The sequence below is a fragment of the Massiliimicrobium timonense genome, assembly GCF_002160865.1.
Classification (GTDB): Bacteria; Bacillota_I; Bacilli_A; order Erysipelotrichales; family Coprobacillaceae; genus Allocoprobacillus.
This window is the reverse complement of the sequence record NZ_NFLJ01000007.1, coordinates 1-16,046: the sequence shown is the minus strand read 5'-3', so window position 1 is coordinate 16,046 and position 16,046 is coordinate 1. Positions and strand designations below refer to the sequence as shown.

General features: G+C 30.8%; 22 protein-coding genes. 16 read left to right on the top strand and 6 right to left on the bottom strand.

From position 1 onward, the window contains the following. Genes grpE through dnaJ form a run of 3 tightly spaced genes read left to right on the top strand, consistent with a single transcriptional unit; the run spans position 1 to position 3,564 of the window. Positions 1-549: a nucleotide exchange factor GrpE gene (gene grpE, locus B5E75_RS03265; RefSeq protein ID WP_211964811.1), complete on the top strand. Its 549-nt coding sequence runs from the start codon at positions 1-3 to the stop codon at positions 547-549. Positions 550-569: 20 nt separating this feature from the next. After that, positions 570-2,390, top strand: coding sequence for a molecular chaperone DnaK (gene dnaK / locus B5E75_RS03260; protein WP_087357355.1), 1,821 nt, complete (start codon positions 570-572; stop codon positions 2,388-2,390). Positions 2,391-2,439: 49 nt separating this feature from the next. Beyond that, entirely contained in the window at positions 2,440-3,564 is a 1,125-nt protein-coding gene (gene dnaJ, locus B5E75_RS03255; protein ID WP_087357354.1) for a molecular chaperone DnaJ, read from the top strand. Between the two features lie 92 nt (positions 3,565-3,656). Here dnaJ and rpmB read toward each other — a convergent pair whose 3' ends face one another. Then, positions 3,657-3,842 carry a 50S ribosomal protein L28 gene (gene rpmB, locus B5E75_RS03250; protein WP_087357353.1) on the bottom strand — a complete coding sequence of 62 codons (186 nt, stop codon included), beginning with the start codon at positions 3,840-3,842 and terminating at the stop codon, positions 3,657-3,659. A 291-nt stretch (positions 3,843-4,133) separates the two neighbouring features. Between rpmB and B5E75_RS03245 the strand changes: the two genes are divergently transcribed. The 11 genes from B5E75_RS03245 (at position 4,134) to B5E75_RS03200 (ending at position 11,213) form a co-directional block, all read left to right on the top strand. Further along, positions 4,134-4,490, top strand: coding sequence for an Asp23/Gls24 family envelope stress response protein (locus tag B5E75_RS03245; RefSeq protein ID WP_087357352.1), 357 nt, complete (start codon positions 4,134-4,136; stop codon positions 4,488-4,490). A gap of 12 nt (positions 4,491-4,502) precedes the next feature. Next, positions 4,503-6,164 (top strand): DAK2 domain-containing protein, encoded by a 1,662-nt coding sequence (locus B5E75_RS03240; protein ID WP_087357351.1) that lies wholly within the window; start codon positions 4,503-4,505, stop codon positions 6,162-6,164. Between the two features lie 323 nt (positions 6,165-6,487). Beyond that, a complete protein-coding gene (locus tag B5E75_RS03235) occupies positions 6,488-6,862 on the top strand; it encodes a GntR family transcriptional regulator (protein WP_087357350.1) in 375 nt (124 codons plus the stop codon). Between the two features lie 4 nt (positions 6,863-6,866). Next, positions 6,867-7,025 carry a P-loop NTPase family protein gene (locus B5E75_RS15000; protein WP_338037064.1) on the top strand — a complete coding sequence of 53 codons (159 nt, stop codon included), beginning with the start codon at positions 6,867-6,869 and terminating at the stop codon, positions 7,023-7,025. Continuing rightward, the gene (locus B5E75_RS03230) at positions 7,022-7,720 is read left to right on the top strand and encodes an ATP-binding cassette domain-containing protein (RefSeq protein ID WP_338037063.1); all 699 of its coding nucleotides are present in this window, start codon (positions 7,022-7,024) and stop codon (positions 7,718-7,720) included. Before B5E75_RS15000 ends, B5E75_RS03230 begins: the two co-directional genes overlap by 4 nt. Next, positions 7,721-8,323, top strand: a complete 603-nt coding sequence (locus B5E75_RS03225) for an ABC-2 transporter permease (RefSeq protein ID WP_087357349.1) — start codon at positions 7,721-7,723, stop codon at positions 8,321-8,323. 354 nt (positions 8,324-8,677) lie between these two features. Then, positions 8,678-9,424 (top strand): arginase family protein, encoded by a 747-nt coding sequence (locus B5E75_RS03220; protein ID WP_211964809.1) that lies wholly within the window; start codon positions 8,678-8,680, stop codon positions 9,422-9,424. A gap of 42 nt (positions 9,425-9,466) precedes the next feature. Further along, a complete protein-coding gene (locus B5E75_RS14810; RefSeq protein WP_275086201.1) occupies positions 9,467-9,637 on the top strand; it encodes a helix-turn-helix domain-containing protein in 171 nt (56 codons plus the stop codon). Positions 9,638-10,025: 388 nt separating this feature from the next. Next, on the top strand, positions 10,026-10,154 hold the full coding sequence (locus tag B5E75_RS15040; protein WP_420866384.1) for an HAD family hydrolase: 129 nt from the start codon (positions 10,026-10,028) through the stop codon (positions 10,152-10,154). Between the two features lie 3 nt (positions 10,155-10,157). Continuing rightward, positions 10,158-10,481 (top strand): HAD family hydrolase, encoded by a 324-nt coding sequence (locus B5E75_RS03205; RefSeq protein WP_087357346.1) that lies wholly within the window; start codon positions 10,158-10,160, stop codon positions 10,479-10,481. Between the two features lie 267 nt (positions 10,482-10,748). Next, complete coding sequence (locus tag B5E75_RS03200) at positions 10,749-11,213, top strand: GNAT family N-acetyltransferase (protein WP_087357345.1); 465 nt, start codon at positions 10,749-10,751, stop codon at positions 11,211-11,213. Between the two features lie 41 nt (positions 11,214-11,254). Here B5E75_RS03200 and B5E75_RS03195 read toward each other — a convergent pair whose 3' ends face one another. The 3 genes from B5E75_RS03195 to B5E75_RS14920 are packed head-to-tail and all read right to left on the bottom strand — an operon-like array spanning position 11,255 to position 13,295. Beyond that, entirely contained in the window at positions 11,255-12,169 is a 915-nt protein-coding gene (locus B5E75_RS03195; RefSeq protein ID WP_162607628.1) for a poly(ethylene terephthalate) hydrolase family protein, read from the bottom strand. Then, complete coding sequence (locus tag B5E75_RS03190; protein ID WP_087357426.1) at positions 12,169-13,137, bottom strand: alpha/beta hydrolase fold domain-containing protein; 969 nt, start codon at positions 13,135-13,137, stop codon at positions 12,169-12,171. The genes B5E75_RS03195 and B5E75_RS03190 overlap by 1 nt, the downstream gene beginning before the upstream one ends. A 23-nt stretch (positions 13,138-13,160) precedes the next feature. Further along, entirely contained in the window at positions 13,161-13,295 is a 135-nt protein-coding gene (locus tag B5E75_RS14920) for a hypothetical protein (RefSeq protein WP_255374748.1), read from the bottom strand. A gap of 157 nt (positions 13,296-13,452) precedes the next feature. Here B5E75_RS14920 and B5E75_RS03185 point away from each other — a divergent pair, with 157 nt between their 5' ends. Further along, a complete protein-coding gene (locus B5E75_RS03185; RefSeq protein ID WP_158093978.1) occupies positions 13,453-13,959 on the top strand; it encodes a TetR/AcrR family transcriptional regulator in 507 nt (168 codons plus the stop codon). Positions 13,960-14,001: 42 nt separating this feature from the next. Here the strand turns inward: B5E75_RS03185 and B5E75_RS03180 are convergent, their stop codons facing one another. Beyond that, positions 14,002-14,331 (bottom strand): winged helix-turn-helix transcriptional regulator, encoded by a 330-nt coding sequence (locus B5E75_RS03180; protein ID WP_087357343.1) that lies wholly within the window; start codon positions 14,329-14,331, stop codon positions 14,002-14,004. 203 nt (positions 14,332-14,534) lie between these two features. On the opposite strand from B5E75_RS03180, the gene B5E75_RS03175 reads away from it, so the two are divergent. Next, complete coding sequence (locus B5E75_RS03175) at positions 14,535-15,149, top strand: family 16 glycoside hydrolase (RefSeq protein WP_204209640.1); 615 nt, start codon at positions 14,535-14,537, stop codon at positions 15,147-15,149. 31 nt (positions 15,150-15,180) lie between these two features. Here B5E75_RS03175 and B5E75_RS03170 read toward each other — a convergent pair whose 3' ends face one another. Beyond that, positions 15,181-16,011, bottom strand: coding sequence for a histidinol-phosphatase HisJ family protein (locus B5E75_RS03170; RefSeq protein WP_087357424.1), 831 nt, complete (start codon positions 16,009-16,011; stop codon positions 15,181-15,183). Positions 16,012-16,046 lie beyond the last annotated feature (35 nt).

Below are 16,046 nucleotides of genomic sequence, written 5' to 3'. Positions count from 1 at the left end.
ATGGCAAAAGAAAAGGAAACTACACAGGAAGAAGTTAAAGAAGAACAGGAAGTTGTAGAGGAAACTCAAGAAAAGGAAGAACAAAAAGAAGAAAGCTTAGAAAATCAGATGAAAAAGCTGGAAGAAGAAGTGAATACTTGGAAAACGGATTATTATAAAGTTTTTGCGGATATGGAAAATTTGAAAAGACGTTTAGAAAAGGAACATCAAAATTCTTTAAAATTTATGATGCAGTCATTTATCGAAGAATTGCTTCCAGTTGTTGATAATTTTGAGCGTTCTTTAAATGTTCAAAATCCTAGTGAAGAAGTTCAGACATTTTTAAAAGGATATCAAATGATCTTTGATCAATTGATGGCTATTTTAAAGAAAAATGGTGTAGAAGTGATTGAAGCTCAGGGTAAAGAATTTGACCCTAATCTACATCAGGCAGTGATGACAACACAGGATGATCAATATGGTCATAATATTGTTGTTGAGGAGCTTCAAAAAGGTTACAAATTGAAAGATCGCGTTATTCGTGCATCTTTAGTTAAAGTAAATGAATAAAAAATAGGAGGATGATCGTTATGGGTAATAAAATTATTGGTATTGATTTAGGTACAACAAATTCATGTGTCAGTGTAATGGAAAATGGAGAAGCAAAAGTTATTGCGAACCCAGAAGGTTCAAGAACAACTCCATCTGTTGTTGCCTTTAAAAATGGAGAAATCATTGTTGGTGAAGCTGCAAAACGTCAAGCTGTAACGAACAAAGAAACTGTTATGTCAATTAAAAGACATATGGGTACAAGTTACAAAGAACATGTCAATGGAAAAGACTATACACCTCAAGAAATTTCAGCTATGATTTTACAAAACTTAAAAGCAACTGCTGAAGCTTATTTAGGTGAACCAGTCAATCGTGCTGTTATCACAGTTCCAGCATATTTCAATGATGCACAACGTCAAGCAACAAAAGATGCAGGAAAAATTGCTGGTCTAGAAGTAGAACGTATTATTAATGAACCAACTGCTGCAGCTTTAGCATTTGGTGTTGACAAATTAGATAAAGAACAAAAAGTATTAGTATATGACTTAGGTGGAGGAACATTTGACGTTTCTATCCTTGATTTAGCAGATGGTATGTTTGAAGTTTTAGCTACTGCTGGAGATAACCATTTAGGTGGGGATGACTTTGACCAAGCTATCATGAACTGGATTGTTGCTGAATTTAAAAAAGAACAAGGTGTTGACTTAAGCGCTGATAAAATGGCTATGCAACGTGTTAAAGAAGCTGCTGAAAAAGCGAAAAAAGATGTATCTGGTATGATGCAGACTCAAATCTCATTACCATTTATTTCTGCTGGTCCAGCTGGTCCATTACATCTTGAATTAACATTAACAAGAGCTAAATTTGATGAATTAACACATGATTTGGTTATGCGTACAGAAGGACCTGTAAGACAGGCATTAAGTGATGCAGGTATGTCACCAAATGATATTGATCAAGTTTTATTAGTTGGTGGTTCTACTCGTATTGTTGCTGTACAAGAATCAGTAAAGAGATTACTTGGAAAAGAACCTAACAAATCAGTAAACCCTGATGAAGTTGTTTCTATGGGTGCTGCAATCCAAGGTGGAGTTATTGCTGGAGATGTTAAAGACATTGTCTTATTGGATGTTACACCATTATCATTAGGTATTGAAACAATGGGTGGAGTCATGACTGTCTTAATCGAAAGAAATACAACAATCCCAACAACAAAATCACAAATTTTCTCTACTGCTGCTGATAATCAGCCAGCTGTTGATATCAACGTATTACAAGGTGAAAGAACAATGGCTAAGGATAATAAACAATTAGGTTTATTTAAATTAGATGGTATTGAACCTGCACCTAGAGGAGTTCCTCAAATTGAAGTCACTTTCAGCATTGATGTTAATGGTATTGTTAATGTTAAAGCAAAAGATATGAAAACACAAAAAGAACAATCTATCACTATTCAAAACTCAACTGGTTTAAGTGATGAAGAAATTGATAGAATGGTTAAAGAAGCTGAAGCAAATAAAGCTGATGACGAAAAGAAACGTAAAGATATTGAAACAAGAAATAAAGCTGAACAAATGATTAATGAAATTGATAAAGCTTTAGCTGAACAAGGAGATAAGATCGATGCTAATCAAAAATCTCAGGCAACTGCTTTAAGAGATGAATTGAAGAAAGCATTAGATGATAATGATATGGCTACACTTGAATCAAAAATGAGTGAATTAGAACAAATGGCTCAACAAATGGCAGCATATCAATATCAACAACAATCACAAGGAGCTAACCCTACTGGTAATGCTTCAAATACAGCAACAAACGATGATGACGTTGTTGATGCAGACTTTACAGAAAAAAATTAACATAAAGCCAAGGCTTTGCCTTGGTTTTATCTAGTCAAGAGGTGAGATTATGGCTGAAAAGAGAGATTATTATGAAGTGCTTGGTGTATCAAAAAATGCCAGTGCTGATGAAATCAAAAGAGCTTATCGAAAAATGGCTAAAAAATATCACCCTGATGTCAATAAGGAACCTGGAGCTGAAGAAAAATTTAAAGAAGTTCAGGAAGCCTATGATGTTTTGTCAGATGACAATAAAAAAGCTGCCTATGATCGTTATGGTCATGCTGCATTTGATCAAACTGGTGGATTCGGTGGTGGAGCCGGAGGTTTTGGTGGCTTTGGTGGCTTTGAAGATGTTGACTTAGGAGATATTTTTGGTTCATTCTTTGGTGGTGGAGGATCACGTCAAAGAAAGAGTGGTCCAATGCGTGGTGAAGATCGTTTTGTACAATTGGAAATCGACTTCATGGATGCGATTAAAGGAAAGAAAACAGAAATTAAGATCAATTATGATGAACAATGTTCACATTGTCATGGAACAGGTGCAAAAACACCAAATGATTATCAGACATGTTCACGCTGTGGAGGAACAGGAACAATCCGTACACAGCAACGTTCTCCATTTGGAACATTTGTTAATCAGACAACATGTCCAGACTGTCATGGAACAGGAAAAGTTGTTAAAGAAAAATGTCCACATTGTCATGGGAATGGATATGTTAATAAAAATATAACAGTTGAATTAAATATACCTGCTGGTATCAATACACATCAACAGTTACGTGTTCAAGGAAAAGGTCATCGTGGTACAAATGGAGGACCAAATGGTGACTTATATGTTGAAATTTATGTTAGACCACATCAACACTTCCAGCGTGATGGAAAAAACATTTATATTTCCATTCCAATTTCAGCAGTTGATGCAACGCTTGGTTGTGACGTAGATGTACCAACAGTTTATGGAGATGTGACATTAAAAGTTCCAGAAGGAACACAACCCGGAACAACATTACGTTTAAAAGGTAAAGGTGTTAAAGACTTACGTAGTGATAATTATGGAGATCAGTATGTTAAGATTGATGTGAAAATTCCTACAAAATTATCTCGTGAGGAAAAAGAACTTTATCATAAATTGAAAAAAGCTACAAAAAAAGAATCAATCTTTGATCAATTTAAAAAAGGCTTTAGAAGATAGTTTGGACTATCTTCTTTTTTTGTATAAAATAAGAAAAAAACATATGATAAAATATATAAAAAAAGCATCCCAGTGGGATGCAATCTTTATCATTAAGCACTCTTTCTAAGACTTCTTAATTCTCTTGCTGAAATTTTTACTTTTTTTGGTTTACCATTGACTAAAATAGTAGCTTTTTGTAAGTTAACATTCCATTTTCTCTTAGTTGCATTTAATGCATGAGAACGAGAATTACCAGACATAGGTCCTTTTCCGCTCACTTCACATTTTCTAGCCATTATATTCACCATCCTTTACAAAGTGTCTTTCACATACCTAAGTATAATATCATTAATAAAAAGAAAATGCAAATACTTTTTCATATAAAAATAAAAAAATATTGTATTTGAACGTTTTTATAATATCTGAAAAAGATGAATATTTCAATATTTTTTTAAATTTTATTTACAAGAGAATATAAGTGGGTTATAATGCGTATGCATTGCCATGAAATAATTGTCAATAATTTAAAAATGAGATATAATATAGGTAACTATTTATAAATTTATGATAAGAACGGAGGAATAGTTATGATAACGAAAACAACTGATTTAGGAGATATACATCTTTCATTAGATGTTGTTGCAAGTATTACTGGGGGTGCTGCAACAGAGTGTTATGGTGTTGTTGGAATGGCAAGTCAAAAGATTATGAAAGATGGTTTTTATGGTCTTTTGGGTAAAGATAATTATGCTAAAGGGATTGTCGTAGAAGATGGGGAAACAGGAATCATTTTAAATGTTTATATTATCGTTGGATATGGAGTGAAAATTTCTGAAGTTGTTTATGAAGTACAAAAGAAAGTGAAATATGTATTAGAAACAACTTTAGATATTGATATTGAAGCAGTGAATGTGTTTGTACAAAGCATTCGTGTGACAGATTAGTGGAGGGTTAACATGAGAATCATTGATGGTAAACTGTTTAAAGAGATGGTTATAACTGGAGCAACTGTTTTGCATAATAACCATCCAGAGATTGATGCATTGAACGTCTTTCCTGTACCAGATGGAGATACAGGAACAAATATGTCTTTGACATTTAGTTCTGGTGCAAGTGAAATTGAAAAATTAGATTCTAACGATATATATGAAATTTCAAAGAAGTTATCTAAAGGTTTATTGATGGGAGCAAGAGGAAATTCTGGTGTTATTCTTTCACAAATCTTTAGAGGAATTTCTATGGCTTTTGAAGGGAAAAAACAAGTAGATGCTGTAGAATTAGCACAAGCTCTACAAAATGGAGCTAAAGTGGCTTATAAAGCTGTTATGCGTCCAGTTGAAGGGACAATTTTAACAGTTATTAGAGAATCAAGTGAAGCTGTTGTTCAATATGCGAAACCGGGAATGGAGATTGAAGATGTTTTTTCTTACTTTGTTAAAGAAGCTGAAGAATCACTGGAAAGAACGCCAGAACTTTTACCTGTACTCAAAGAAGTTGGTGTGGTTGATAGTGGGGGAGCTGGATTATTGTTAATTATGACAGGATTTATGGCAGCTCTTGCAGGAGAAGAAATTGAACGAGTAGATATTAAAGGAGAAGCTGCAAAAGAAGCACTTGTTGATGTAGAATCAGATAGTGAAGAAGCTTATGGTTATTGTACAGAGTTTATCTTACGATTAGATCCTGCAAAAATTAAAGTCTTTAAAGAAGAAAACTTAAGAAATGAATTAGAAAGATTACCTGGAAATAGTATTGTTGTGGTTCAGGATGAAGATATTGTCAAAGTACATGTGCATACATTAAAACCGGGTAATGCTTTAAATACAGCTCAAAGATATGGTGAATTTGTTAAGTTAAAGATTGAAAATATGCAGGAACAGCATAATTCTATCTTAGAAGCTAATAATACACCTGCTGCCAATGCTAAAGCAACTTTGACTGCACCTAAAGAAGAACCAAAAGAAGTTTCTATTATTAGTGTGGCTGCTGGTAAAGGTATCAAAGATATGTTCTTAGAATTACATTGTGACTATGTTGTCAGTGGTGGACAGACAATGAATCCATCTGCCGAAGATATCGTTCAAGCGATTAGAGATGTCAACGCTAAACATGTGATTATTTTACCTAATAATTCAAATATTGTGATGACAGCACAACAGGCAGCGATTATATTAGAAGATGAAGTAGATGTCAAAGTTGTACCTTCTAAAACTATACCACAAGGATTATCAGCATGTATTATGTTTAATCCGGAAGTATCTTTAGAAGATAATCTTGCTGAAATGAATGATGCGATTGCTCATGTCAAAACAGGACAGGTCACATTTGCAATTAAAGATACAAATATTGATGGTGTTGATATTAAAGCTAATCAATATATGGCATTATGTGAAAAAGATATTGTTGCTTGTGTTCCTAATAAAGTGGATGCATTAAAGGAAACTTTAAACAATTTGGTTGATGATGATTCTGAAATTATTACATTAATCTATGGCGAAGATGTTACAGAAGATGAAGTTCAAGAAATTGAAGATTATGTAGAAGATCATTTTGAAGCTGAAATAGAATGTGTAGATGGTCAACAACCAGTATATTCATTTATCGTAGGTGTTGAATAAATAAAATTAAGAGCAAACGAATTAACGTTTTGTTCTTTTTTTTACAGTGATTTTTATGTGTATTCTAGATAATGAAAATGATATACGATTATTTATAACGATTTTATAGATAAATGAAATTTTATTAAAATATAAATGCATTTATAAAATCTTTTTTTGTTTTATTCGAATAAATCATGTTGTATTGCCTTTGGAAAAATTGTTTATTAGCTATTAATAATAAAGAATAATTTGAGATTATTTAAAAAGATATTGACATCTGTATATGATAGTATTATGTACTTGTAATAGTAATACAGTATAATACAAAAGGATGTGATTGAATGGAAATATTTATTAATAATCATGCAAGTGTTCCCATCTATGAGCAGATTTCATCACAAATAAAAGCTTTAATCATGAGTGGAGAGTTAAAAGCAGGTGAAGCACTTCCTTCTATTCGAGGATTAGCTAAATCATTGCATATTAGTGTTTTAACAGTGCAAAAAGCATACGATACACTTCAGTCAGATGGTTTTATTGAAACCACAGCTGGAAAAGGTTGCTTTGTGTCAGCTCAAAATCAAGATTTCTATTTAGAAGAACAACAAAAAAGAATTGAAGAACATTTGACTGAAGCGATAGAAATAGCAAAAGTTAGTGGAATCAAACTTGAACAACTACAGTCTTTATTATCTTTGTTATATGAGGAGGATTAAGATTATGGAGAAATTAGCATTAAAACTTGATGGTGTTACAAAACATTATAAGGACTTTACTTTAGATAATATTTCTTTTCATGTGCCTGAAGGAAGTATCGTAGGTTTAATTGGTGAAATGGGGCAGGAAAAAGTACAACGATTCATTCGATATTGGGTTTGACAAATATAGAAAGTGGAACAATCACAATGTTAGGAAGTTCTAACATTGATGAAGTTTCTAAAGATGAAATTGGTGTTGTTTTTGATGGTAATAATTATCCTGATGAACTCAATCCAAAGCAGTTAGGAAAAGTTTTTGCGAATATTTATAAAACATGGGATATGAACACATATGAAAAAATGTTAGTCAAATTTCAATTGCCAATGAATAAAAAAATCAAGAATTTTTCTAAAGGAATGAAGATGAAATATTCTATATCTGTAGCTTTTTCACATCATTCAAAATTACTGGTTCTTGATGAAGCCACAAGTGGTTTGGATCCAATTGTGAGAGATGAGATATTGGATATGTTATTAGACTTTATTCAAGATGAAGAACATTCTGTTTTGATTTCATCTCATATTACAAGTGATTTAGAAAAAGTAGCTGATTATATTGTATTTATTCATGAAGGTAAGATTATTTTTTCAAAACCTAAAGATGAACTGTTAGAAAAATATGGTATTATGAAATGTGGTGCGGCTCAATTTGATGCATTGGATAAGGAAGATATGATTGCATATAGAAAACAAGATTATGAATGGCAGGTATTGGTTGCTGATAGACAGAAAGCTGAAAAGAAATATCCAAAAGCAATGGTTATACCAGCCAATATTGATGAAATTATGTTGATGTATGTAAAGGGGGCTTGTTAAATGAAAGGCTTATTATTAAAAGATTATTACATTGTCAAAAATAGTTTATTGATTTTAACGGTTGTATTTATCATTATTGGAGCAAGTCTATCTTATCTTTCAACACCATGGGTATTAACGGTACTGGCAACAGTCTTATTAGGAATGATTGTAACAACGACAATTACTTTAGATAAAACATCTAGATGGATTAAAACAGTTCTTACAACAAGGATTTCTAGAAGAACTTATGTTGATAGTAAATATATTTCTTATTTAGGAATAAGTTTAATTGGATTGGTTTTTGGAATTGTTTTTGGATATATTGCTTCAACTGTCATTGGTTCAAACAATGATGGAGTGATGATATTTGTTTGTATTAGTGTTGCCATGGCTTTACTTGCTGGTGGAATCATTTTACCGTTCTATTTTCTTACTGATGAAACAAAAAGTATTCTAGGCTCAATTATTTCTTATCCTGTGTCTGCAGGTATATTCATTGGATTGTTCCTTCTTTTAGGAAATCATTTATCAACATATCTTATTGTTTTAACTGTATCCCTTGTTGTTTATATCATATCTTGGATTTTGACAAAAAAGGTATTGTTGATAAGAGATTTGTGATGTTGTTATTAATTTGATGAAAAAACTGTACTTTATAAAGGTACAGTTTTTTCATATATAAATAATGAGTTTCAATATCTATATTTTCATATGAATTTTAATTCATTGACATAAAATTTTTATTCAATTAAGATTGAAATTGAGGAAGATCTTGTTCAGAATCAAGATATGCTTAATGAACCAGTTTTAACAAGATTGGCATAAAAATAATGCTCATATTATTATTGGATGGATATTACAGGAAGGTAGATAAAATTATTACTTTATCTATCTTATTTTCATTATCAAAAGTTTAGTACTCTATTTTCACTTTTTTTGTCTTTCATGTTAAGATATAAATAGGGGTGACGTATTTTGGAACAGAATTTATTATTAGATTTTTCACATATATATCCTGCTAATATTGGAAATGATGTTAATCATCTTATACGAATAGATTTAAGTGATATTGAAGGGACTGATATGTATTGTAGTCATGAAGCTATGTTAGAAATTCAAAGACGTTTAAATAATTATGGACCTGAAGGTATTCATTTTTTGGATAATGGAAATTACCATTATATGACAAAGGTATTTGTTGATAAAATCAAAAAGCCATTTTCCCTTGTTTTGTTTGATCATCATACCGATATGCTTCAACCTATGATTCATGATTTAACAAGCTGTGGAAGTTGGGCAGGAGAATTATTGCATGAAAATGCCTATTTAAAACAGCTTATTCTTATTGGCCCTAGTCAACAAAATATAGAAAATAATGATGTAGCATCCAAAGTGATTTACATTAGTGTCAATGAACAGGAAGAAGATGTCGCTCACTTACAAATCAAAAAAGTAGATTTGACATTACCTGCTTATATTTCTATTGATAAAGATGTTCTTGATCGTTACTGGGCAAGAACGAATTGGGATCAAGGAAATATGTCTATTAAGACATTGGAAAAAATACTTCAAGATATTTTTAAACACCAAAATGTGATTGGGGTAGATATTTGTGGAGAATGTGATTTACATGAATCTTATTGGCAATTAAAAGAAGATGAAAAGATTAATCATATGACGAATGATATCTTATATCATTTTCTATCTCAATATATGTTATAAAAGGAATGATTAAGCATGTATAATCATCAATGAGATACTTTTATTAAAGTTGCTGATGCAGGAAGTTTCTCTAAAGTATTTGAACAATTGTATATTTCCACGAATGCCGTTATAAAGCAAATCAATTCATTAGAGGAACGTATTGGAATCTTGTTATTTCATCGTACATATAAAGGATTAACATTAACACCAACAGGTCAATCTTTATATTAAGATGCAAAATATATTATTTAGTATTCAAAAGTTTCTATCATAGGAGCATTGTAAAAAGCTTAAAAACATATTATGATATTCATTCAAAATACTAAGGAACTTTATAATTCAATCATTTTGTTCTACAAGACTATGATGGCTTTTGAAAACAAAGAAATAAAAAGATTTATAGATGAAATTGAAAAGTGATAATTTTAAGAGGAATAAGATATTTGGATTTGGTGATTCAATGGATAGATGATTTTTACATGAAAAATATCTACATATGAAATCTATGAGTTTACTAAAATGTAATTTTGATTAAAATATTCATTGTTTTTTATGTTTTTTGAAATTGATATGTTATAATTTTACAAAACATAATGAAATGGTGGTGAAACAATAAAAAATCATATTCTTTGATATTGATGGAACATTAATAGATATGACAAAAAAGAAAATATCTAAAAAGATATTAGAAACAATGAAAAGGTTAAAAAATAATGGAATCAAGCTTTGTGTTGCGACAGGACGCTAACCAATGCAAGTGCCTCAATTTCAAGACATAGAATTTGATGCTTATTTGACATATAATAGATCTTATTATTTTTCAAAAGAGAAAACAATATTTTCAAATCCACTAAAGAAATATGATGTTGATATCATTTTAAAAAATGCGAAGAAGATGAATAGACCTGTTTCATTTGCTACACAAAATAGATTGGCTGCCAATGGAACAGATCAGGATTTAAGTGAATATTATGGCTTTAGTGATATAGATGTTGTTATAAATGATGATGTTGTAAAAAATGATGACATTTTTTCAGATGATGATGGGGGATTATTGAGAAGATTATGGTTATAAAATGAATTGCTGTCCAAGATCGTAATCAACATAATCAACCTGTCTATGCCTATAGCATTTGTAAAATCTTTGTTTTGTGTCATTTGTTAAGTGGTCAGTTTATAGATAATATTGAAACAACGGAAATACAATATTTTGATAGAGATGATTTACCATCATCTTTAAGCTCATGAAAAAACAACAAAAGAACAGATTGAAATGTGTTTTCAAGCATTTCATGATTCCAATTGGCAGACACAATTTGATTAATAAAGAAAGGACATAAAAATGGGTATTATAGAAGTTAAACAACGAGATGAAAGATTAACACAAGATTTATTGAAGGTATGGGAAAGTTCTGTAAGAGCAACACATTTATTTTTATCCAATGATGAGATTAATCAAATTAAACAATATGTCCCAGAAGCATTAAAAAATATTTCTATATTACTTGTATCTCAAAAAGAAGATAAAACACCAACAGGTTTTATGGGGATTGCTGATCATATGCTGGAAATGTTATTTATTGGTGATGAGTATAGAGGACAAGGAATGGGTAAAGAGTTACTACAATATGGGATTGATCATTATGCAGTTAATAAACTTGCAGTAAATGAGCAAAATCCACTAGCCAAAGGTTTTTATGAACATATGGGATTTGAAGTTTATAAACGTACAGAGTTAGATGAACAGGGAGAACCTTATCCTTTATTATATATGCAAAGAATTGAAAAAGAGATTTCTAAAACATAGTTTGTATGTTATAAAAGAAATCTCTTTTTCTAATCAATAAGTTATTCATTCATTTGAACATCTTGATATAAATTATTATGATATATTTCAGCATTGTCATCTAAAAAGGCATGACTAGCATAAATATCATCTTGTAATTGCCACATCAACCATGCTGTCACATATCCATCTGTTGAATATAACATTCCTCCATGATCAGTATCTTTTCTTCGCATCATCACTTTTGATGAAGGAACTTTATTATACATTTCTATCATGGCTTCTAAAGGAATGACAGCTTTGGTTTCAAAATCACCTTTTGTTCCTGCAATCATGAATAGGGGAATAGAAATTTGGGTGAGATCATAGGACCATCCAAAATCATGAGCCATTTTTTCATGGGTAGGTGATAAAGTAACGGCTGTTTTATAAATATTTTGATGTTTTGTATGAGATACAGCAGTTAATACACCTGCACCACCTTGAGAATGACCTGTTATGCCAATGTGTTTGAAATCAATATGATGGTAGAGAATATGATTTTGATCATCATTGATTTTTATTAAGTAGTCAATTGTTTCATCAGCTGATAAACCAAATCCGGTGCTTGGATCATCATTGCCAATGACAATAAATCCCCATGAGGCCAAATGCTGAAATAAAGCAGGATATTTTTTAGGTAAAATACCTGTCCCATTTAATATAACCACAACAGGATATTGTTTTTGTGTCTTTTCTAACTCTTGAGGATAATAGATATGAAAATATTTTGTAAGTTCAGTTCCTTTTTCTTTTTGATATGTGACATGATTGGGACCGAATTGAAGATATTTAGCTTCTATTAAGCCACCTGTTTTAATAATCCTTGTATAATGAGTTGGAACAGATGGAATTGTGGATATGAATAAAAGTAAGCCACCAACAAGCAATATCAAAATCAAAAGAATTATAGCTATTATTTTTATTATATTTTTCATCATTTATTTGTTGACTCCTTTACAGGCATATATTTTTCTAAATAGGCTTCTACTGTTTGCATATATTGATGATAGATTTTATTGTCATTTTGCAAGCCATGTCCAGAGTGTTCAGCTACAAAATATTGATAATCAACATGATGCTTTTGATAGGCTTTTAATAAACGTTGGGAACCTTTAAAGGGTTGAACTTTATCATATTTTCCATAAGCAACAATACTTGGCACAGTCTCATCGTTAATCCACATGAGAGCTGATATATGTTTGACTTTTTCAAGGTAGGTCTGATCTTGAATCATTTCAGATGTAATCTGTGTTCCAGACATAACACTGAATAACTCTGCTGCTCCTTGTCTGGCTTTATCTGTATTTTGATTAAAGCCATAATTATCCCAATCTTCAACATAAAAGCTAGATGGACCTACAGCACCAAAGAGTAACTGAACGGGTATAGGGGATGTTTTGGCATCACGATAGGCATAAATCATCGCAAGAGTATGTCCTGCTGATCCTCCGGCAATGGCCATTTTGTCAATAGAATAACCATATTGTTTGGCTTGTTCAATAATGTGAGGAATAGCGTCTTTGATTTCTAGAGATTGTGTATAGACATTGGCATCAGGATTGTCTTCATTAAAAAGTGTATAATTAATCCCAACAGCAACATATCCTTTGGAACAAAGCCATGATAATATATCTTTATCTCCTGATTTGTCTCCAGAGGTAAACCCTCCAGCATGGAGATAAACAACCAATCCATAATGTTTTTTTGTCTGATCATGAGGTAAATACATATCAAATCGGTTTGATTCTTTTTCGCCATAAGATAAATCAGTATACAATGTTCCAACTTCTGGTGTCATTTTCACTTCATAATTTTTGGCCCATGAAGGTTTTAACACAACTTTTGAACCTATTCCTAGTAAAAAACAAACGACAAATGTCATTATGCATATAAATATAAACATTTTGCGGCCTCCCTTTTTTAAACTCATAAAAAGTTTCCTCCAAATAATGTACCACCTAAAAGTAAGTTTAAAATAGTTCTCAATGCTAATCTTCCTAATACAAAAGCCATAATAGCAATAATCAAAAGAATCATTATACGTGTTTTTGTTAAAGTCATATGTTCTCCTTTCGTTTCTATCTTGACAAGATCGTTTGTATTTTGTTAAAATTCTGATGAAACATATGTATCATCGGATGAAACAAGTGTATCATGGTTGGTTGGCTTATTCAAGTTATTTAAAAAAATGATACGAAAAGGAGGATTGTGTTACATCATGGATAATGATGAAAGAAATCAATATGTCAAAGTGGCAATGACAAAAGCATTATTAGAACTTTTAAATACAAAAAATTTAAAGGATATAAAGATTAGTGAAATTACTGAAAAAGCTCAAGTTGGGAGAGTTTCTTTTTATCGTAACTATAAAGATAAAGAAGATATTTTAAAACAATATCTTGACAAAATTATCAAAGAATGGAAACTTCAAGATCAGATGCCCTTTGAATTGATTATGAAAACTTTATTTGAACATTTGGTAGCTTATAAAGATTTTTATATTTTACTTTATCAAAAAGATTTATTTTATTTATTTAGAAATACTTTAAAAAAATTAATGATTCAAGATAATCAATTATCTAATCCAGAAGCCTATGCAGTCGCTTATATGACTTATGGCATTTATGGCTGGATTAAAGAGTGGATTGCACGAGGCATGCAAGAAAGTCCGGATGATATTTATGCTTTTATGGAAGCACAAAAAACAGATAAATCTCATATATAAAAGGAAAGTTCTTATGTTATTTTCAACATTTGAACTTTCCTTTTATTCTTGCAAAGTTTCTTTATAATATGTTCCCCATTGTCCCATAATATCAATAATAGGACGAAGCGATTCACCTATTTCACTTAAACTATATTCAACTCTTGGTGGTACTTCAGGATAAGCCGTTCTAATGACGATACCATCTTCTACCATGGATTTAAGCGTAGCAGTTAAAACTTTTTGAGAAATTCCATCTAATGATCTCCTTAGTTCATTATAACGTTTTTTTTCAGTCATCAAATCTCTTAAAATGAGTAGTTTCCACTTACTTCCTATAAGTTGAACAGTTGTCGCAACAGGACATTCAGGTAAATTTTCTTTTTTGATCATTTCAAACACTCCTTATAGTCAATTTTTATGATATATGCCAAAAGTTATGTATATAAGAATTATATGATATAAGCATATCATGATGCAAATCATAAAATCAATTTTTTTTATAATTCCTACTTTTTGGTAACTATAGCACAAAAAAGTGCCTACTTACAAATTTATCAAATTTGGAGTATATTATGATAGAGGAGAGAAGAACAATGGAAAAACAAATGGATTTAAATAAAAAGTCTTTTATACCTGTTCATACAAATATTGAAAATGTAGAACTTGATGGTGAAAAAGTATTAAGAGTTATCAAAGTTGAAAAAATCATGGAATTTGATGAAAATACTTATGCAAAATTAAAAGATTTTTCATTTCACAATGGAACAATCGAAGTGAAAATGTTAAGTCGTCTATTACCTGATGCACCAGATTTCGCAAGAGGATTTATAGGTATTGCTTATCGTATTACAGATGATGACAAGCAATTTGAGTCATTTTATGTACGACCAACAAATGGTAAACAATGTCAAGATCCTATGAGAAAAACGCATGGATGTCAGTATTTTTCATATCCAAAATATACTTTTGAATATTTTAGAAATCATCAGATTACACAATATGAAGCACCTGCTGATATTGATTTGAATGAATGGATTCAATTAAAAGCAGTTATTGAAGATGAACATGCTTCATTTTATATCAATGATAAGCTGATTCTTGTTGTAGAAGATATGAAACATGGGAAAGATTTGAAAGGTTCAGTTGGATTTTTTGTAGATATTGGAACAGAAGCCTTCTTTAAAGATTTAAAAATTGATATCAAATAGTTATTTGAAAAGCTAACCCTGGGGTTAGCTTTTAAAGTTCATGAAATATAGGTTGCATCTTATCAAAAGTACAATAATGTTGAAATCCTAATTTTTTAAGTTCTTCTTTGGCTTCTTCAATATAAGCACCGAGATGATCGGGTTGATGTGAATCACTACCGATTGTAATGATTTGACCACCCAATTCCTTATAAAGTTTTAAAATATCTCGAGAAGGTGTCATATCTTTTAAGCCATAACGATGATATGAAGTATTGATTTCAATGCCTTTACCATCTTTGATAACAATCTCTAAAATGTCTTTGACAATATCTTGAATATAAGCAAAATCAATAACACCATTTAAATCATAACGTGTAATCAAATCCATGTGTCCTAAAACACTATAATCTTTATATGTTTTTACAACCTCAAGCATTTCCTGATAATAGCGCATATTATATTCAAGCTGTGTTTTGCCTTTTTGAAAATCCTGTGTCCAAAATTCTTGATCTTCTACCTGATGAATAGAAAGAATAATAAAATCAAAAGGATATTCATGAAATAATTTTTGATATTTTTCAATTGTATGTGTCTGAATACCAAATTCCAGTCCCATTTTCAATGTGATTTGATTTTTATATTTTTCTTTTAATTCAGCAATTTCTTTAGCGTATTCATGATAATTGACATTCGCAAAACACATACCATCTCTGGTTTGAAAAGCTCTGGGATCATCCCAATCATATTTAATTCCATAATCAACATGATCAGTAAAACATATTTCAGATAACCCTTTCTTTATCCCATCTTTAACAACATCTTCCATAAGATATGTACTATCATCACTATAATCAGTATGTACATGGTAATCACAAAGCATAATATTCCCCCCCTTTACATATAGTTTAACAAAAA